The sequence below is a fragment of the Altererythrobacter sp. CAU 1778 genome (assembly GCF_054482795.1).
The window spans coordinates 501,519-520,053 of record NZ_JBTLRP010000002.1 but is presented as its reverse complement, the minus strand read 5'-3'; the positions used below and the strand labels follow the sequence as shown (position 1 = coordinate 520,053).

Below are 18,535 nucleotides of genomic sequence, written 5' to 3'. Positions count from 1 at the left end.
GCGCCCCTACCTTGACCCCCATGTCGCTCCACATGACCAAGATCGCGTTCGGCGCGCAGACCTACGCCGACCTCGCCGGATGGTTCGCCAACCGGCGCGAGATGCGGCTGACGACGCGCTACCTGCCCAAGCGGCACGAGGAAATGGTCGGCGGATCGCTTTACTGGGTGCACAATCATGCGCTGGTCGCGCGCTCTCCGATCATCGGGTTCACGCAGGCCACGGACGGGCGCTGGCATATCGAGCTGGAGCCCGTGCTGATCCGCACCTGGCCCAAGCCGAAGCGCGCGCATCAGGGCTGGCGTTACCTCAAGGCGGACGATGCCCCGCGCGACCTGGAGGAGGGGGAGGACATAGGCGATGCCCTGCCCGGCAAGCTTGCGGGCAAGCTGGAAAAGCTGGGGTTGCTCTAGTCGGCCAGTCCCTCGCGCTCCACCACGCGGCGCAGGGTGCTGACGTAGACGTCCGGTTCCTGCGCGCCGGGGACGAGATACTTCCCTTCGATCACCATTGCCGGAACGCCGGTGATATTCGCGTCGTAGGCCTGCTGTTCTTCCATCCGGACGTATTGGGAAAGCTGCTCGTCGCCAAGCGCCGGCGCGGCGGCAGCGCGGTCGAAGCCCTGCTCTGCGGCAATATGCAGCAGCACGTCGCGATCGCCGATCTGTCGCCGCTGTTCGAAATGAGCGGCGAACAACGCGAGCTTCAGCGCGGTCTGCCGCTCCGGACCGTGCTCTGCCAGCGCCCATGCCAGCAGCTTGTGGGCGAGGAAGGTGTTCCACATCATCGCCGGCGGCGCTTCGCCCTCGCCGCGATAATCCAGCTGCGCCCCGGCCCTGTCCGCAATGGCACGCATCTGGCCGCGCACCTCGCTCGCCTGCTCCGGCGTGCGGCCATATTTCCGCGCGAGATGCGCGATCTGCTCCTCGCCGGTCTCCGGCATGTCCGGATTCAGTTCGAAGGCGTACCAGCGGATCGTCGCCGCGATCTCGCCTTCCAGCTGGTCCAGCGCCTTTTCCAGTTGCCGGTAACCGATCAGGCACCACGGGCACATGACGTCGGACCAGATGTCGATCGTAACCTTGGTGCTCATGGTTTGCCCTCCAGCCACCAGTCGACCAGGTGCCGGGCGATGGCAAAGGGCTGCGGCAGCATCAGGTCGCCGCTGCCCTCGCGCCCGGCATCGCGCGCTTCCTCAAGCTCGGCACGGCTGAACCAGCGCGCTTCCTCGAGTTCGGTCTTGTCGATGGTCAATTCCGTGTTCTCTGCGACCGAATGGCAGCCGATCATCAGCTGGCTCGGAAATGGCCAGGGCTGGCTTGCGACATAGGTCACGTCCCGCACCCGCACGCCAGCCTCCTCCTGAACCTCGCGCGCGACCGCTTCCTCGATCGTCTCGCCCGGTTCGACGAACCCTGCGAGCGCGCTGAACATGCGTTCCGGGAAACGCGGCTGGCGACCAAGCAGCAGATTGTCTTCGTGCTCGACCAGCATGATCGTGACGGGATCGGTGCGGGGGAAATGGTCCGCGCCGCATCCGCCCGCGTCTTCGGGGCAGTGCCGCTGCCACCCGCCCTTGGCGATCCGCGTCGTCGTTCCGCAACGCGCGCAAAATCGGTGCCGGGCGTGCCAATCGACGAGACTGCGCGCGCCGCCGTAGATCGCGAGATCCTCTGCCCCCAGCATCGTCATCGCCTGCCACGCGCGCGGATTGGCGTAGGCGGGGCCGGTCGCCCCCTCGCCCGGAACGGCAGCGAAATGCGCCTTGCCCTCGCGCATTCCGAGGAAACACAGCTCGCAATCCTCCGCTGCGTCGGCCAGCGTTCCCCACACGAGCGCGCCGTCGTCACCGATGGCAGGCTCTAGCCCTTCCAGCCGCAGCAACCGCGCGCGCCAGTTCATCTGACCGGCCAGCTGGTCCTCATCCATCCGGATCTGGTCGGCCCGCTCTATCGGCGAGCCGGAGAAGGCCAGCGGCGGTCTTGCGCGCACGTCTGGCCTAGCGCGCCATCGCGGCGAGATCGGCTGCAAGCGCAGCCTGCACCTGCGGCATCATGTCGTAGGCGTTGGCAGGCATGTACTGCGTATAGAGGCCCATCCGCATATTGCGTCCGTAATAGACCGACGACAGCGTGCCAGCCGCGCCGCCCCAGCCGAAGCTTCCCGCATCCGCCCCCAGGCCGACGCGGCCACCCGCGCCGAAGTTCGCGCCCGCCGCAAAAGTGCCTGCCATGTCGATATCCGTGGAAAGCATCGGGCTGGTCGCCAGCCGCACTGCTGGCTCGCTCATCACGCGGGTGCCGTCGATCACGCCGAAGCCGAGCAGCATCTGCTGGAATCTATCGTAGTCGCGCGGCGAACTGACGAGGCCCGCGCCGCCGAAGGGGAACGCCGGATCGTCGCGATAGACAGAACCTGCCGCCGGGTCGATCGGCAGCAGATTGCCATTGACCACGCCGTAGTTGGTGGTCAGCCGTCCGACCTCGCTGGCCGGCACGCGGAACCAAGTGCTGGTCATGCCACAGGGATCGAAGATGCGGCTTTGCAGGAAGGCATCGAAGCTCATGCCAGATGCCACTTCGATCACCCGCCCTAACAGGTCGAGCCCGACCGAATAGCTCCAGCGCGTACCGGGCTGCGCGACGAGCGGCATCGTCGCCAGCCGGTCGGCAAAGGTTTCGAGACTGCGCACGGTGTCGCCGCGACCGAAGATTGCCGCGGCCGGGATCTTGGTGACCTGACCGGGCACAAGCCCGGCCTCGGTATAGGCCTTCTGGATCGGCCCTTGCTGAATGATCGAATAGCCAAGGCCAGAGGTATGCGTCATCAACTGGCGGATGGTGATCGGGCTGGCCGCCGGTTCCAGATCGTCCGGGCCGATGCCGCCATCATAGACCTTCTGAACCTTCATGTCCCTGAAGGCGGGCAGTATCTCGTAAAGCGGCTGGTCGAGCGAAAGCTTGCCATCGTCGATCAGCATGGTCGCCGCGATGCCGGTGATCGGCTTGGTCATCGAATAGATACGGTAGAGGCTGTCGCCATCGGCCTTGGTGAAGCCGCCCAGGCTCAGCGTACCGCCGGAGATGAATTCCGGATCCGCATCGCCCATTCCCAGCGAAAGAACGATGTTCGCAACCCTGCCGCTATCGACATAATCCGCGATGAATCTCGCGAGGTTCGGCCATCTCGCCGCCGCTTCCTGCGCCGAGAGGAAGCCGGGCATCGCGCCCATGGCCGCGCCCGCACCGAACAGGGCACTGCCCCGCAGCAGTTTGCGGCGCGAGATCGCAATGTCGTTAAAATCCAGCGGCCTCATACGGTCTCTCCCTTATTCTCTCGCACTGCGATGTGCGGGAAGAGAGGCAGGCGGTCAATCGGCAACGGCGGGGGGTCTTGCAAGCTTTTCGTGTATTATCCATATAAGACACATGCTCAATATACTCGCATGGCTGCTCGGCCTCCTGTCGCTGGTGCTGGTGATCCCGGCCACCATTCCCTTTCTTGGCTGGGCCAACTGGTTTGCCCTGCCGTTGATAGTGCTCGGCGTGGTGCTCGGCGCCATTTCGTCGAGCAATGGCGGTCGCAATTTCTGCCTGATCGTCGGGCTGGTCGCGGTCGTGCGGCTGAGCCTCGGCGGCGGGATCATCTAGGCGAGCGCCAGCCGCGCAGCGTTGGCGAAGACGGTCGGAAGACCGGCTTCGTCGATCTGGGAGACAGGCCACCACTGACCCTCGCCTGCCGGTGCCTTCGTCGTAATGGTCGCGAGCACCGACAGCGTGAGTTGCGCGTGAGTGAAGCCGTGCGATACCGCGCCGCAATCCCGCCATTCGGCTAAGATCGGGGGCTGGCCGTCCCCATCGTCGCGCGCCGTCCAGCCGTCGTCGGGCAAGGCTCGCATCCCGCCGAGGAGCCCCGTGCCCTCGCGCCGCACCAGCCAGATCGCATCGTCGCGCAAGATGCAGAAGGCGGTTCCGCGCCGTTCGGGTCGCACCTTCTTCGGGGGCTTCACAGGCAAGCGCTCGGGATCGCCCAGCCGCCGCCCCGCGCAATGCTTCGACAACGGGCACAGCAGGCACCGGGGCCCTCGTGCCGTGCAGATTGTGGCCCCCAAGTCCATCATCGCCTGCGCAAAATCACCTGCGCGCTCGCTCGGTGTGATGGCATCGGCGCTGGATCGGATCGCTTTCCTGCCCTGCGGCAACGGCTCGGCAATAGCGAACAGCCTTGCGACCACCCGTTCGACATTGGCATCGACCACCACGGCTCTTTGGCCAAAGGCAATGGCCGCAACCGCCGCTGCGGTATAATCGCCCAGCCCCGGCAGTTTGCGCAGTTCGGCCTCGGTGTTCGGGAACCGGCCAAGCTCCGCCACGACTGCCGCACACTTGATGAGGTTGCGGGCGCGGGAATAGTATCCCAGTCCCGCCCAGGCTGCCATCACCTCCGCCTCTTCGGCAGCAGCCAATGCTTCGACTGTCGGCCATGCCGCGACGAACTTCGCGAAGTAGGGTTTGACCGCCGCGACCGTCGTTTGTTGCAGCATGACCTCGGACAGCCACACGCGATACGGGTCCGGCGGCGGCGCACCGGGAATGGCTCGCCAAGGCAGCGCGCGCGCATGGGCATCGTACCAGTTTAGCAGCGTGTCGGCGATGTCGGTGCTGGCAGTCACGCGGCGCCTATGGCATGGGCGGCAGCGCAATGGAACGCGACACTCCCGATACATCTCCCAACAGCCCTTCGCCCAAGCCGCGCGCCAGAAAACCTGCGCCTCGCAAGTACACCCGCCCCCGCGGCGGGGCGGCTAAGCCGATCGCCGATCTTATGCCCGACATAGGCCGCACCGCCTTCCGCCGTTTCGGTTTCGTGCAGAGTTCCGTCGTCACGCGCTGGCCGGAGATTGTCGGCCCGACCCACGCGCGCGTCTGCATGCCGGAAGCCATCCGCTTCCCGCCGGGCGAGAAGAGCGAGGGCATCCTCCAGCTCGTCGTCCAGCCGGCCAGCGCGCCGCTGATCCAGCACGTCATTCCCGAGATCATGGAGCGGGTGAATCGCTTCTTCGGCTATCAGGCGGTCTCGCGGGTCAAGATGCGGCAAGGCGAGGTTAAGCCGCCGGAAGCCAAGGCGCCGCGCAAGGCTGCGCCGTCACTCAAGCCGATCCCGATGGAACTGGGCGACAGCCTGCGCGACATCGGGGATCCGGAACTGCGCACCGTACTGGAATCGCTTGCCCGCAGCCTGGGCGACAAAGGGGACTGATTGACGTGAGAACGAAGCGCTTGGCGATAACCCTGGCAGCTCTGGCAGGAGTCGCCGGAATAGGCGTCGCGACCGCACAAACAGCCGGAACCGGGTCCGTGACGCAGACTGCGGCAGGTCATCGCATCGGCGGCGACGAAGCCCCGGTTAAACTGATCGAGTTCGTCAGCTACACCTGCCCCCATTGCGCCAATTTCGAAAAAGACGCGGAAGGCGCGCTGAAGCTGGTTTTCGTACGTTCGGGCAAGGTCTCCGTCGAAGTGCGCCACATCGTGCGCGATCCGGTCGATCTCACCGCGGCGCTGCTCGCCAATTGCGGCCCGAAGGAAAAGTTCTTCCAGAATCACACGGCGCTTATGCTCGCCCACCCGCAATGGATGGCCAAAGGTCGCGCCGCGACGGCCGCCCAGAAGCAGCGCTGGACGAGCGGAGACTATGCCTCCCGCCGCCGCGCCATCGCGTCCGACCTCGATTTCTACAAACTGATGGAACAGCGCGGCTACAAGCGCACGCAGGTCGATGCCTGTCTGAACGACGATGCCGCCGCGCAGGCGCTGGTGTCGCAGACCTACAAGAATTCGCAGGAATTCGAGGTCCCCGGCACCCCCTCCTTCGCGCTCAATGGTGCGATGCTGGACCAGGTCCATAGCTGGGAAGCGCTCGAACCGAAGCTGCAAGCGGCGGTGAAATCCGCGAAATAGAGCCTTCGGGCCACCACATCTTGTGCAAAAACCGCCCCGCAACGCCCTAACGCGCTTGTTGCGGGGCTTCGCCTGTATAGACTGATCCCTTCGTCAAAGGAGTTCCCATGCGTTTTCGTCACATCGCCCGCGCTACTCTCGCTTCCAGCCTCGCGCTGGCACTCGTCGCCTGCGGCGGCGGAGAAGATGCGACTGCAAGCGGAGACGAGGAAGTCGCAGAAGTCGAACCCATCGCCGCTATTCCCGCCCCCGACGGTCAGACCTGGGCGGAAATGGCCACGGAAACGCCGGAGGGCGGGATCCTCGTCGGCAATCCCGATGCGCCGATCAAGCTGGTGGAATACGCCAGCCACACCTGCAGCCACTGCGCCGATTTCGCCGGTGAGGCAGCGGAAGAACTGCGCAGCGATTATATCTCCACCGGCCGCGTCAGTTTCGAACTGCGCAATCTGATCCGCGACGGTCTCGATCTTACCATCGCGCAGCTGGTGCGTTGCGGCGAACCGGAAGGCGTACAGCCGCTCGCCGACCAGGCCTGGGGCAATCTGAACCAGATGTTCGAAACGGCTCAGGCCAACGGCGCGGCGATGGAAGCGGCGATGCAGGCAAAGGAAAACGTGCGCTACAAGCAGATCGCCGAGGCATCGGGGCTCTACGACTTCTTCGCGGCGCGCGGCATTTCGCGTGACCAGGCGGCCGCCTGCCTCTCCGACCCGGCGAAGGGGCGCGCGATCCTCGAACGATCGCAGACCCAGGCGAACGAGCTGAACATCGAAGGCACGCCGACCTTCTTCCTCAACGGCCGCAACATCGGCACGCACAACTGGGCCTCGCTCGAACCGCTGCTGCAGCGCGCCGGGGCACGCTAAGGCCCGGAACAGGCGCACAGGGGGAGGCAACCGCAGGCGATGATCATCAAGAAGCTCAAGCTGTCCGGCTTCAAGAGCTTCGTCGAGCCTGCGGAATTGCGTATCGAACCCGGCCTGACCGGCGTCGTCGGCCCCAACGGCTGCGGCAAATCCAACCTGCTGGAAGCGATCCGCTGGGTGATGGGCGAAAACTCGCCCAAATCCATGCGATCGGGCGGGATGGAGGATGTCATCTTCGCCGGGACGGAGCGCCGCCCACCGCGGGACTTCGCCGAGGTGCTGTTGCAAGGCAAGGCATCCGACGGCGAGGATTTCGAGGTCATGCGCCGGATCGAACGCGGTGCGGGCAGCGCCTACCGCGTAAACGGGCGCGACGTGCGGGCGAAGGACGTGTCGCTGACCTTCGCCGACGCCGCGACCGGAGCGCATTCGCCCGCCCTCGTCAGCCAGGGCAAGATCGCGCAGGTCATTGCCGCCAAGCCGACCGAGCGGCGCCAGATGCTGGAAGAAGCGGCGGGGATCGCGGGCCTCCACGTCCGCCGCCGCGACGCCGAGAACAAGCTCAAGCAGACGGAGCGTAATCTCGCCCGCCTCGAAGACCTCATGGCAGGTCTCGATACGCAGATCGCCTCGTTGCGCCGGCAGGCCAAGCAGGCGGAACGCTACAAGGCGCTGTCCGAGGAGATCCGAACCGCCGAGGCGCGCCTGGTGTTCGCCCGCTGGCGCGACGCCGCGCGTTCCGCCGACGAAGCACGCGAAGCGGCAAAGGGCGCGGATGCACGGGTGGAGGAAGCGCGGCAGGTTGCCGCCGACCTCCAGAAGCAACAGCACGCGCTGGCAGAGGCTCTCGTCGCCGCGCGGGACGAGCACGCCGACCGCCGCGACGATGCCAGCGCGCACGGCCATCGCATGGCCGCGCTCACGAGCCAGCTCGAAGCGGCGGAGGAAAGGCTAGCCGACCTCGACCGCCAGAAGCAGCGACTTGAGGAAGACCGTGGCGAAGCCGACCGGCTGACCAAGGACGCTGCCGAAGCGCTCGCCCGGCTCGACCGCGAACTTGCAGCGGGGGAAGCTCGCCTGGTCGAGGACGAAGCGGCCCGGCCCGCGTTGGCGAGTCAGGCCGAGAAAGCCGAAAGCGCCGCTCGCGCAGCCGAACTCGCGCTTGCCAAGGCCACCGCCGACCATGCCGGCGTGGAAGCCGAATGGCGTGTCGCGGAAGCAGCCATCGAACAGGCGCGTACGCGGGTCGGTCGGCTGGACGGCGAAGCCGCGCGGCAGAAGCAGGCGCGCGAGGCGCTATCGGCAGAAGGCGATCCCGCCGCCGCCGTCGATGCAGCCCGCGTGAGAGTGGAAGACGCAGCCCGCGCGCTGGCAACGGCCCGCTCTGCGCTCGAACAGCTGCAATCGCGCAAGTCCGCGCTGGTCGCAGCGCGGGACGATGCCGCATCGGCGCTGGCCAGCGCAAAAGCGGAACTCGTCGGAACCGAACGCGAATACAATGCATTGGAACGAGACCGCAGTGCCCGCCTCCGGCAGGCAAGCGGCAAGCACGGCCTGCCACGCGCTATCGATTCCCTTCGGGTCGCACCGGGGTTTGAGAAAGCTACGGCGGCCGTGCTTGGTCGTGATGCGAAGGCGGGGCTGGGTAAGCCCGACGCCGGATCGGACGGGCGCTTCTGGACCGGACAGAAAGCTTCCGCGAAAACCACCGACAGCCTGATCGACCATGTCGAGAACTGCCCCGCCGAACTGGCCGCGCGTTTCGCAATGGTGCGCGTCGTCGCTCAGGACGACGGGCAGGACCTTTCCCCCGGCGAATGGCTCGTCACCCGCGATGGCGCGCTGCGCCGCTGGGACGGTTTCATCGCACGCGGTGAAGGCAGCAGCGAGGCCGCGCTGCTCGAAGCGGACAACCGGCTCAAGGAACTTGAGGCTCTGCTCCCGGCGCAGCGCAAGGCGCGCGACGCGGCGGAGGCTGCACAGCACGCTGCCGCGAGCCAGCTGAGCGAAGTGCAGACATCCGTCGTGGCAGCCGACCGGGCTCTTGCCGAGGCGGCGGAGGCCGAGCGCAATGCCCTGCGCGCCGTTGATCAGGCCGAGGCGCAGCGCGAACGGCTGGCGTCGCGCATGGCTGAACTCGACCGCGCGCAAGGCGAGCTGGCGGACCAGCGCAAGCATGCCGACAGCGATCTGGCGGCGGCGCAGGAGGCACGCGCCGCCCTGCCCGATCCCGCCACCGGGCGCGCCACGTTGGAGGCCGCGCAGGCGAAGAACGAAGCGGCCCGCAGCGCGGTGCAAGCTGCCCTCGCCGCGCTGGCTGCGCATGATCAGGGCCTCGCCGTCGCGCGCGAACGTGTCGCGGCCCAAAGGACCGACATCATCGGCTGGCAGGCACGATCGGGCGATGCGGCGCGGCGTCTGTCCGACATGGCCCAGCGGCTCGACGACATTGCGGAAGAACGCGCCGTCGTGGCCGCCAAGCCCGAAGGGCTGATGCGCGAGATCGAGCAGGGCGACGCCGTGCGCGCGCGGCTGGGCGAGGAACTTGCCCGTGCCGAAGCCAACGTCGCCGAAGCCAGCGAAGCCGCGCAGGCCGCCGACCGCGCGCTCCACCAGGCCAACGAGGCATTCAGCGCCGCGCGCGAGGCTCGCGCCGGGCTCGCGGCGCGGGCGGAAAACGAGGAAAATCGTCGCAAGGAAATGGCCGCCATTTCCGGTGAGCGGTTCCAGTGTCCTCCCCCGCTGCTGATCGAACGCTTCGGCCTCGAGGAGGCCGGTATTCGCGCAGCGTCCGAAGAATCCGAGGAAATGGACCGCCTGACAGCAAGCCGCGAGCGGATCGGCCCGGTCAATCTCGTGGCGGCCGACGAACTCGCCAAGCTGGAGGAAGAGCACGGCACCAATGCCGCCGAGCAGGGCGAACTGGCTGAAGCCGTCAATCGCTTGCGCGGATCGATCGGCAGCCTCAACCGCGAAGGGCGCGAACGGCTGAAGGCGGCATTCGAGGAGGTCGACACTCACTTCCGCCGCCTCTTCACGCGACTGTTCGAAGGCGGACAGGCACATCTTGCGCTGATCGACAGCGACGATCCGCTCGAGGCCGGGCTGGAGATTTTTGCCCAGCCGCCGGGCAAGCGCCTGCAATCGCTTACCCTGCTTTCGGGCGGCGAGCAGGCGCTGACCGCGGTCGCGTTGATCTTCGCGCTGTTCCTCACCAACCCCGCGCCGATCTGCGTGCTGGACGAGGTCGACGCCCCGCTGGACGACGCCAACATCGAACGCTTCTGCGACCTGCTGGAGGCGATGACGAAGGAAACCGAGACGCGTTACCTGATCGTCACTCACAACGCCGTCACCATGAGTCGGATGCATCGCCTGTTCGGCGTGACGATGATCGAAAAGGGCATCAGCCGCCTCGTCAGCGTCGATCTCTCCGAAGCCGAGCTGTTGGCGGCGGAGTGAAACCTTCCGCAAGCGACATCTATGACCCGGCCTTCGTCAAGCAGGTCTTCGATCGCTGTTCCGAGAAATACATCGCCTTCAGCTATATCTGCTCCGCCGGATTTACCGAGCGGTGGCGCAAGCAATCCGTCGCACTGCTCCGAACCGACGCGAACACCCGCGAAGGTCTGGACTTGATGGCGGGCACTGGGGAGGTATGGCCGCACCTGCTTGCCGCTCATCCGCAGATCGAAAAAATCGTGGCGGTCGACATCTCATCGGGGATGCATCGGCGCGCTCTGAACAGGCTGCACGCAATGCGCGCGCACCAGATCGGCTTCATCGAGGACGACGTGCTCGAAAGCGCTCTGGAGGCTAACAGCGCCGACTTCGTCATCTCGACCTTTGGTCTCAAGACCTTTCGGCCGGAACAACATCACAGGCTGGCCAGACTGACCGCGCGGGTTCTGAAGACGGGCGGCACTTTCGCCTTTATCGAGGCATCCGATCCGAAAGGCTGGCTGCTCCGCCCGCTCTATCTCCTGCACCTGAAAGTGATCCTGCCCGCGATCGAGCGCGTTTTCCTGAAAGGCGCGCAGGATTTCGCGATGATCGGAACCTATTCGACCAATTTCGGCAATTCGTCGGAGTTCGGGGAGATGTTGCGCGAAGCCGGTCTGGAAGTGACCTATCGCAAGCACTTCTTCGGCTGCGCCACCAGCGTGAGCGGCATCAAGCCGCTCTGATCATTCCAGCACGAATCTCGGCCCCGGACCTCCGGCTCCGGCGCGGTCGTCCTTGTTGTAAAGCTGGCACTTGGCGAGGCTGAGGCAGCCACAGCCGATACACTGGTCGAGCTGGTTGCGAGTCCGTGTGAGCAGCTGGATGCGCTGATCGATCGCGCCGCGCATGGCCCGGCTGATCTTCTGCCAGTCCGCCACGGTCGGCGTGCGCCCCTGCGGCAGCTTCGACAGGTGCCCCTCGATCTCCGGCAGGCTGAGGCCCAGCTTCTGAGCGATCAGTATGAAGCTGATGCGGCGGATGTCGCTGCGCAGGAAGCGCCGCTGGTTGCCACCGGTTCGAAGCGATTCGAGCAGCCCTTTTTCCTCGTAGAACCTGATTGCGCTGACTGCGACGCCGGTGCGACGCGACAGTTCTCCGATGGGAATGAAGCGCGTATCCATCTGTCCTCCGCCCTCCCGATAATTTTCAACATTCGCTTGACCTCAAGTTAGCTTGAGATCGCATGATTGGCAAATCCGCTGATTCGGCGCGCCTCCGCCCGCCGAAATTGCAGACACTTGAGAAGGATATTCCATTCATGCCCGCAGCAGCCACTGTCCAGCCCGGCCGTCTCGAACACGCCAATATCTCCGTCACCGATCCGGAACGCAGCGCCTCGCTTCTGAAGGATCTGCTCGGCTGGCAGGAACGGTGGCGCGGCCCTTCGATGAAGCATGGCCGCACGATCCATGTCGGTTCCGATCACGACTACGTTGCGCTCTACACCGGCGACCATGTGACGGGCGAATATCGCAAGGGCGACCCGCTCAACCATCTCGCCTTCACCGTCGACGATCTCGACGCGGCGGAGGAGGCTGTCCGTTTTCACGGCCTCGAACCTTTCAATCACGGCGATTACGAGCCGGGTCGGCGGTTCTATTTCTTCGACTGGGACGGAATTGAATTCGAGATCGTCAGCTACAGGTCACAGTAGCGAGACCTGGCCTTTGCCCGACCACGGCTCACCCGTGCGATCGAGTGTGAGCTCGCCCTCCCACGGACGGCACAGGGCAAAGGCCTGTTCCGGCGAGCCGCCCGTCCAGACCGACTGATTTTCCGTCGAAAGCAGCACTGGCATCCTCGTGTGGCATTCCGCCGCCGCTCCGCAGCTGTCGGTCATGACCATGGAGTAGCAGTCGCCCCATTCGTCCGAGCTGCGCCAGACGCCCGCGACGGCGAACAGTTCGGCATCCGGTCGGGTCAGCCAGCTGCGCGTCTTGCCACCCTTCGGCCCCTCGGCTTCCGCCCATGCGCTGACCGGGATCAGGCAACGCCGTTCCTCGAAACTGTAGCGCCAGAAAAAGCTGTCGAGCTTGTCCGTGCGCGCGTTGTTGACCGGTTTCGGTTTCAGTTTCTGGCCGCTCTTGCCGGTCATCACCAGAGGGAAGCCCCAGGTCATCACCCGTGTCTCCCCCTCCGCCACGACCATGCCGGGATAGCCCGGATAGACCTCGGTGCCGAAATTTCGCCCGCCCGCGCCGTTCACGGCCTCGAACCATTGCGCGACCTCGTCCGGCCCCTTGGTCATGCGGTAGAGATTGCACATCAAGCGTTCCCCACGACCAGGCAGGCGAGCGCGACCAGCAGCCCGGCAAAGCGATTGGAACGGAATCGGGCCAGCGCATTGCCGCCGTCTTTCGGGTCGAGCGTCGTCACCTGCCATGCCAGATGAACCGCGGCGGGCACCAGCGCGAGCAGCGCGACCCAATCCGGCCGCAGCAGCCAGAACGCTAGCGCCCACAGCGCCAGCGCGCCCGCGTAGAACAGGGCAACGCCGCCGCGCACGCCCTCGCCCAGCCGCAGCGCGCTAGAGCGGATGCCGACAAGTGCGTCGTCCTCGCGGTCCTGCAGGGCATAGATCGTATCGTATCCGATCACCCAGAGCGCGGAACCGGCATAGAGCGCGGCCACCACCTCCCAGCGGTCGGGCCGGAGCGCGACCCAGCCGACCAGCACACCCCAGCTGAACACCAGCCCCAGCCAGGCCTGCGGCCACCATGTGATGCGCTTCATGAAAGGATAGGCTGCCACCAGCACCAGGCTGCCCAGTGCGACGAGCTGCGCCATGGGTTGCAATTGGAGCAACACCACGAGGCCGATCAGGCACAGCGTAAGCAGCCATCCCCACGCCAGCCGCTTCGAAACCCGCCCGCTCGCAACGGGGCGCAATGCCGTGCGCGCGACCTGCCGGTCGAGCTTCGCATCGACGATGTCGTTATAGACGCACCCTGCGCCGCGCATGGCGATGCTGCCGAGCAGCAGCCATAGCATCAGCTCCCACTGTAACCCCGCCCCGGTCAGCCACACGCCCCAGGCGCATGGCCAGAACAAGAGCCACCAGCCGATCGGCCGGTCGAAGCGTGCCAGTTGCGCGAGGTCGCGCGGAAGCTGCGGCAGGCGCGCGACGAAGCCGGAGTGCTGGCTATCGGGGACGACATCGGGCGCGGCGGTTTCGCTCATGTAGACGGCAATAGCGGCAGAGCGACCGGTTGCGAAGGCGTTGCATCCGTTGGCCAAACGCGCAATCACCCGCACCAACACAGGGAGCTTCCTTCATGCACGCCATCCGCACCGCCGCCGCCCTCCTCCTCGCCACATCCGCGACGCCGATCGCCGCGCAGGATATGCCGGAAACGGAAGCTGGGAAGGAAGCGCTGGCCATTCTGACCGAAGCGATTGCCGTCCCCACCGTTCAGGGCCGCGCGATGGTGCCAGAACTGGCGGAAAAGCTGACCGCACGACTGGTGGCCGGCGGCTTCGCGGCGCAGGATGTGACGTTCACGCCGGTGGGCGAAACCGGGTACCTCACCGCGCGCTACGCAGGCCGCAACTCAGAGGCCAAGCCGCTGGTCGTGATCGCGCACATGGATGTCGTCGAGGCGAAGCCCGACGACTGGGAACGTGATCCGTTCACACCGGTGGTGGAAGACGGCTACATCTTCGGTCGCGGCGCGCTCGACAACAAGAGCGGCGTGGCGCTGTCGATGGCGGCACTGCTCGAAATGAAGCGGCGCGGCTGGGTGCCGGGCCGCGACGTCATCCTGGGTTTCTCCGGCGACGAGGAAACGCAGATGGAAACGACGCAGGCGATGGCCGCGACGCTCTCCAACGCGGCGCTGGTCCTGAATGTCGACGGGGGCGGCGGCTATCTGGCCGAAGACGGCGCACCGATGGTTTATGCGATGCAGGCGGGCGAGAAGACCTATGCCGATTATCGCCTTTCGATGAAGGATCCCGGCGGCCACTCCAGCCGCCCCGGCAACGTCGACATCATCGCGGAAATGGGCGCAGCGCTGGACGCCATCTGGAAGCACAAGTTCACCCCGCAACTGAGCCCGCTGACGCAAGCCTACCTCAGCGGCAGCGCAGAGGGCGCGCCGCCCGAACTCGCCGCCGCGATGCGCGCCTTCGTCGCCGATCCGACCGATGCGGAGGCCGCCGCGACCCTTTCTGCCGACCCGCAGTGGATCGGCGCCATTCGCACCACTTGCGTGCCGACGATAGTTAGCGGCGGACACGCGCCCAACGCAATGCCGCAATCGGTGGAGGCGAATGTCAATTGCCGCATCTTCCCCGGCACGCCCCGTGCAACGGTGCAGGCCGAGCTGGAGCGGATCGTCGCCAACCCGCGCATCACCTTCGAATTTCAGGACAACGGCACGCTCGAATCGATCGAGAGCCCGCTCGACGACGATGTCATGGCCGCGGTGACACAGGCCGTGCAGGCGCGCGCGCCGGGCCTCGGCGTCGTACCGAACATGAGTTCGGGCGCGACCGATTCGATGCATTTCCGTTCGCAAGGCATCCCCGCTTTCGGCGTATCGCCGGTGTTCATTCGCGGAGATGACGAATATGCCCATGGGCTCAACGAACGGCTGCCGCTGGCGATGCTCGATCCCGGCGTGACACAGTTGATCTCGGTCATCGAAGCCCTCGCGGACTGACCATGCCCGCTACCCCCGCCTGGCCGCCGCGCAGCGCACCGCGGCTGTTCGTCGACGCGCCGGTCAGTGATGGCGCGACGATCGCGGTCGAAGGTCAGCAAGCGCATTACCTTTCGCGCGTGATGCGGGTGACGGCAGGCGACGTGGTCATCGTGTGCGACGACATCACCGGCGAATGGGCGTGCGAGGTGGCCGAGGCAGGAAAACGTCAGGTCGTGCTGCGCGCGGTGGAAAAGCTGCGTGAGCGCGAGTCGGTGCCCGATCTCTGGCTGTGCCCCGCGCTTCTGAAAAAGGACCGTTTCGACATCGTGCTGGAGAAGGCGACCGAACTGGGCGTGGCCGAAATCCGCCCCGTGCTGACCCGCCGCTGCGTGGCCGACAAGCTCAACCTCGACAGGGGGCGCGGCATCACCGTGGAAGCGGCCGAACAATGCGCGCGGACGGCGCTGCCCCGGCTGGAAGCCCCGCAAAAGCTCGAGGCGATGCTGCGCGACTGGCCGGCGGACCGGGCGCTCTATTTCGCGGACGAACTCGGGGGAGAAGCCGCGGCGAAGGCCTTTACGGGACGATCAGGGTCCGCGGCAATTCTCGTTGGCCCGGAAGGCGGTTTCGACGAGGCGGAGCGAGAGGTCATTCGTGCGCACCCCGCGGCGCGCCCGATCACGCTCGGCCCTCGCATCCTGCGCGGGGAGACGGCCGCCATCGCCGCGCTTGCCCTGTGGATGGGTACGAGTGGCGACTGGCAGGCCTGAGCGGCGATTATGGCTTCCCACCTTCGCATGGGTTTTCTAGGGCAACCGATATGAGCACGCGCCAGGCATCTTCCGCCGACGACCCCGTCATCGAAACCCGCGATCAGCTGATCGCACCCATGGCGAAGGGCGAAAAACCCAAGTCGGCGTGGCGGATCGGCACGGAACACGAGAAGTTCGTCTACAAGCGCGATGATTTCCACGCTCCGTCCTACGACGAGCCCGGCGGCATCCGCGACATCCTGATGGCGCTGCAGGAGTTTGGCTGGAAGCCCGTCGAGGAGAACGGCAAGGTCATTGCGATGGCCGGGGAAGACGGGACCGTCAGCCTCGAACCCGCAGGCCAGCTCGAACTGTCGGGCGCCCCGCTCGAAAACCTGCACCAGACCTGCAACGAGACCGGGCGCCACCTGCAACAGGTCAAGCACGTGGGCGAAGAATGCGGTGTCGGTTTCATCGGCCTCGGCATGTGGCCGGACAAGACACGCGAAGATCTGCCGATGATGCCCAAGGGGCGCTACGACATCATGCGGCGGCATATGCCCACGGTCGGCGACCTCGGCCTCGACATGATGCTGCGGACCTGCACCATCCAGGTCAATCTCGACTATTCGTCCGAAGCGGACATGGTGAAGAAGTTTCGCACCAGCCTGGCCCTGCAACCGCTCGCCACCGCGCTGTTCGCCAACTCGCCCTTTACCGAAGGGAAGCCGAACGGGATGCTGTCCTACCGCAGCCACATCTGGAGCGACACCGACCCTGCACGCACCGGAATGCTGCCGTTCGTTTTCGAAGACGGTTTCGGCTACGAACGCTGGGCGGACTACATCCTCGACGTGCCGATGTATTTCGTCTTCCGCGACGGCAAGTATATCGACGCGGCCGGACAGAGCTTCCGCGACTTCCTCGACGGCAAGCTGGCCGCGCTTCCGGGCGAAAAACCGACCCAGAGCGACTGGTGGGACCATATGTCCACCGCCTTCCCCGAAGTCCGGCTCAAGAGCTTCCTGGAGATGCGCGGCGCGGACGGCGGGCCGTGGAGCCGCATCTGCGCCCTGCCCGCCCTCTGGGTGGGGCTGCTTTATGAAGACAGCGCGCTCGATGCGGCCTGGGATCTGGTCAAGGACTGGTCGATGGAAGAGCGCGAGAACCTGCGCAATTCCGTCCCCCGCCTGGCGCTGGATGCCCCGATTCCCGGCGGTCGCGTGCTCGGCGATATCGCGGGCGAAGTGCTGGCCATCGCGCGTTCCGGCCTCGCCAAGCGAGCACGGCTGAACAGCAGCGGCGACAACGAAACCGGCTTCCTCGAAACGCTCGACGAGATCGTCGAAAGCCGCAAGGTGCCCGCCCAGCGCCTGCTCGATCGCTATCACGGCGAATGGGGCGGCGACATCAGCCGGATCTACAAATACAGCTTCTGATCATTCCGCGGGTTGAACCGCCGCTCCGGTCGCGGTGCGCGCCTTCAGCCGGTTGAGCGCCCTGGTAAGACGGCTGGTGATGAGGCCATGCTCCGCCATCCACGCGTGGTATTCGCGATACCGCTCGTCTTCCAGCAGCAGATGCGCCTCTTCGGTCTTGGCCCGCCAGAAGTAGATCGCGCTGAAGAGGGCGAGGAAGACCGTGTTGCGCACCATGTCGGTCCACGATCCGTTCGTGACCAGGAACGGCATGATGGAGCACCACCAGAACAGGTTCTTCGACAGATAGGCCGGGTGGCGCGTGAACGCGTAAGGGCCATTGGTGATGACCCCGCGGTAGGTAAGGTTTGAGAAGCGCAGGCCGAACGCCATGGTCGCCCAGGCGTAGATTGCCGTCAGGAACACGAGCCATGCGCCCCACAGCCACAAAGCTGCCGTGTGCCCTTCCAGCCAGTAGGCCCAGTCCGACGTGTTGACCTGATAATTGAAGATGCCGATCGCGTTCAACGGCGGATAGCACAGCAACGCCGCCAGCCATCCGGCAAGGAACGGGTTGCCGCTGCGGATATGCGCATCCAGCGGGCGGAAAGTGACGAGGTAGCCGACGGTGCCCAGCTGCACGTCGATCAGGAACAGGATCTCGAACAGGATCACTGCGAGGCTCGCCGGGCTGTCGATCAGCGCGGCGAAATCCGCCTCGACGACCTGATGGAATCCGGCGGGCAGGATCGACAGCATGAAGGCGCCGAAGAAGCCCTTGATCATCCACGCGCGCCAATGCTTTTTGACCTGCTCCGCATCCCACGCCTCGCGGCCGATCAGCAGCGCACCGAAGTGCCAGCAATGGTCGCGCGGATTGATCATCAGCCGGTCGATCCAGAGCATGTAGGGGATGGAGAGCACCACCAGCGGGATTGCCGCCGCGCCGATGATCTCCATCGCGAAGAGGTATTGCCCGTCCCAGTACCAGCGCGCCACGCAGTAGAACACGGCAAGGCCCGCCCATGTCGCCCACAGTCCTGCGATCTTGGTGATCGTGTCGTCGATATTGCTGCCCAACGGGCGCGGGCTGTCCCAGTCGATCCCGGTCGAGGGACGGCGGTGGACTTTCTCGACGAGGAGCGACCACGCCACCATCGGGATGCTGGTCGAAAGCAGCGCGGCGACGGCTGCGTAAGGTCCGGACATCGGCGCACGCGGTCCCGGCAGGGCGAAGGCTTCGGCTATCCCTGCCCAGTTGCGGCAGATGACGATCCACACGACCAGTCCGGCGAGGCCGACGAAACCCGTCGCCGCCGAGACATCGCTGGCTGGCCTTGCGCCGGAGGAATGCTGCGCGCCCATCCGCCGCCCCTACCCGGCAAA

The 18,535-nt window shown here is 65.8% G+C and carries 19 protein-coding genes; 11 read left to right on the top strand and 8 right to left on the bottom strand.

Annotated elements, in window-relative coordinates; all coding sequences use genetic code 11:
• Window positions 1–20 precede the first annotated feature (20 nt).
• A complete protein-coding gene (locus ACXYN8_RS10590; RefSeq protein ID WP_458889406.1) occupies window positions 21–413 on the top strand; it encodes a DUF1489 family protein in 393 nt (130 codons plus the stop codon).
• Here ACXYN8_RS10590 and ACXYN8_RS10585 read toward each other — a convergent pair.
• The 3 genes from ACXYN8_RS10585 to ACXYN8_RS10575 form a co-directional block, all read right to left on the bottom strand.
• Complete coding sequence (locus ACXYN8_RS10585; RefSeq protein WP_458889405.1) at window positions 410–1,093, bottom strand: DsbA family oxidoreductase; 684 nt, start codon at window positions 1,091–1,093, stop codon at window positions 410–412. The genes ACXYN8_RS10590 and ACXYN8_RS10585 overlap by 4 nt on opposite strands.
• Window positions 1,090–1,929, bottom strand: coding sequence for an NAD(+) diphosphatase (nudC, locus tag ACXYN8_RS10580; RefSeq protein ID WP_458889602.1), 840 nt, complete (start codon window positions 1,927–1,929; stop codon window positions 1,090–1,092). Before nudC ends, ACXYN8_RS10585 begins: the two co-directional genes overlap by 4 nt.
• A 70-nt stretch (window positions 1,930–1,999) precedes the next feature.
• Window positions 2,000–3,316: a serine hydrolase domain-containing protein gene (locus ACXYN8_RS10575; RefSeq protein WP_458889404.1), complete on the bottom strand. Its 1,317-nt coding sequence runs from the start codon at window positions 3,314–3,316 to the stop codon at window positions 2,000–2,002.
• Between the two features lie 112 nt (window positions 3,317–3,428).
• Here ACXYN8_RS10575 and ACXYN8_RS10570 point away from each other — a divergent pair, with 112 nt between their 5' ends.
• Window positions 3,429–3,650, top strand: a complete 222-nt coding sequence (locus ACXYN8_RS10570; RefSeq protein WP_458889403.1) for a hypothetical protein — start codon at window positions 3,429–3,431, stop codon at window positions 3,648–3,650.
• Here ACXYN8_RS10570 and ACXYN8_RS10565 read toward each other — a convergent pair.
• Window positions 3,647–4,672, bottom strand: coding sequence for an A/G-specific adenine glycosylase (locus tag ACXYN8_RS10565; RefSeq protein ID WP_458889402.1), 1,026 nt, complete (start codon window positions 4,670–4,672; stop codon window positions 3,647–3,649). The genes ACXYN8_RS10570 and ACXYN8_RS10565 overlap by 4 nt on opposite strands.
• A gap of 14 nt (window positions 4,673–4,686) precedes the next feature.
• Between ACXYN8_RS10565 and ACXYN8_RS10560 the strand changes: the two genes are divergently transcribed.
• From ACXYN8_RS10560 to ACXYN8_RS10540, 5 genes are all read left to right on the top strand, one after another.
• Entirely contained in the window at window positions 4,687–5,259 is a 573-nt protein-coding gene (locus tag ACXYN8_RS10560; protein ID WP_458889401.1) for a DUF721 domain-containing protein, read from the top strand.
• 98 nt (window positions 5,260–5,357) lie between these two features.
• A complete protein-coding gene (locus ACXYN8_RS10555; protein ID WP_458889400.1) occupies window positions 5,358–5,960 on the top strand; it encodes a DsbA family protein in 603 nt (200 codons plus the stop codon).
• 107 nt (window positions 5,961–6,067) lie between these two features.
• The gene (locus ACXYN8_RS10550) at window positions 6,068–6,829 is read left to right on the top strand and encodes a thioredoxin domain-containing protein (protein ID WP_458889399.1); all 762 of its coding nucleotides are present in this window, start codon (window positions 6,068–6,070) and stop codon (window positions 6,827–6,829) included.
• Between the two features lie 39 nt (window positions 6,830–6,868).
• The gene (locus ACXYN8_RS10545; RefSeq protein WP_458889398.1) at window positions 6,869–10,291 is read left to right on the top strand and encodes an AAA family ATPase; all 3,423 of its coding nucleotides are present in this window, start codon (window positions 6,869–6,871) and stop codon (window positions 10,289–10,291) included.
• The gene (locus ACXYN8_RS10540; protein ID WP_458889397.1) at window positions 10,288–11,016 is read left to right on the top strand and encodes a class I SAM-dependent methyltransferase; all 729 of its coding nucleotides are present in this window, start codon (window positions 10,288–10,290) and stop codon (window positions 11,014–11,016) included. The genes ACXYN8_RS10545 and ACXYN8_RS10540 overlap by 4 nt, the downstream gene beginning before the upstream one ends.
• Here the strand turns inward: ACXYN8_RS10540 and soxR are convergent, their stop codons facing one another.
• Window positions 11,017–11,454: a redox-sensitive transcriptional activator SoxR gene (soxR, locus tag ACXYN8_RS10535; RefSeq protein WP_458889396.1), complete on the bottom strand. Its 438-nt coding sequence runs from the start codon at window positions 11,452–11,454 to the stop codon at window positions 11,017–11,019.
• 137 nt (window positions 11,455–11,591) lie between these two features.
• Here soxR and ACXYN8_RS10530 point away from each other — a divergent pair, with 137 nt between their 5' ends.
• Window positions 11,592–11,987, top strand: a complete 396-nt coding sequence (locus tag ACXYN8_RS10530) for a VOC family protein (RefSeq protein ID WP_458889395.1) — start codon at window positions 11,592–11,594, stop codon at window positions 11,985–11,987.
• On the opposite strand, the gene ACXYN8_RS10525 is transcribed toward ACXYN8_RS10530, so the two are convergent.
• Window positions 11,979–12,599, bottom strand: a complete 621-nt coding sequence (locus ACXYN8_RS10525) for an SOS response-associated peptidase (protein WP_458889394.1) — start codon at window positions 12,597–12,599, stop codon at window positions 11,979–11,981. The two genes, ACXYN8_RS10530 and ACXYN8_RS10525, sit on opposite strands and share 9 nt — an antisense overlap.
• A complete protein-coding gene (ubiA, locus tag ACXYN8_RS10520) occupies window positions 12,599–13,513 on the bottom strand; it encodes a 4-hydroxybenzoate octaprenyltransferase (protein WP_458889393.1) in 915 nt (304 codons plus the stop codon). Before ubiA ends, ACXYN8_RS10525 begins: the two co-directional genes overlap by 1 nt.
• A gap of 95 nt (window positions 13,514–13,608) precedes the next feature.
• Between ubiA and ACXYN8_RS10515 the strand changes: the two genes are divergently transcribed.
• Genes ACXYN8_RS10515 through ACXYN8_RS10505 form a run of 3 tightly spaced genes read left to right on the top strand, consistent with a single transcriptional unit; the run spans window position 13,609 to window position 17,170 of the window.
• Window positions 13,609–14,997 carry a M20/M25/M40 family metallo-hydrolase gene (locus ACXYN8_RS10515; protein ID WP_458889392.1) on the top strand — a complete coding sequence of 463 codons (1,389 nt, stop codon included), beginning with the start codon at window positions 13,609–13,611 and terminating at the stop codon, window positions 14,995–14,997.
• A gap of 2 nt (window positions 14,998–14,999) precedes the next feature.
• Window positions 15,000–15,749, top strand: a complete 750-nt coding sequence (locus ACXYN8_RS10510; RefSeq protein WP_458889391.1) for a 16S rRNA (uracil(1498)-N(3))-methyltransferase — start codon at window positions 15,000–15,002, stop codon at window positions 15,747–15,749.
• Window positions 15,750–15,799: 50 nt separating this feature from the next.
• Entirely contained in the window at window positions 15,800–17,170 is a 1,371-nt protein-coding gene (locus ACXYN8_RS10505) for a glutamate--cysteine ligase (RefSeq protein WP_458889390.1), read from the top strand.
• Here ACXYN8_RS10505 and ACXYN8_RS10500 read toward each other — a convergent pair whose 3' ends face one another.
• Window positions 17,171–18,514, bottom strand: a complete 1,344-nt coding sequence (locus ACXYN8_RS10500; protein WP_458889389.1) for a methyltransferase family protein — start codon at window positions 18,512–18,514, stop codon at window positions 17,171–17,173.
• Window positions 18,515–18,535 lie beyond the last annotated feature (21 nt).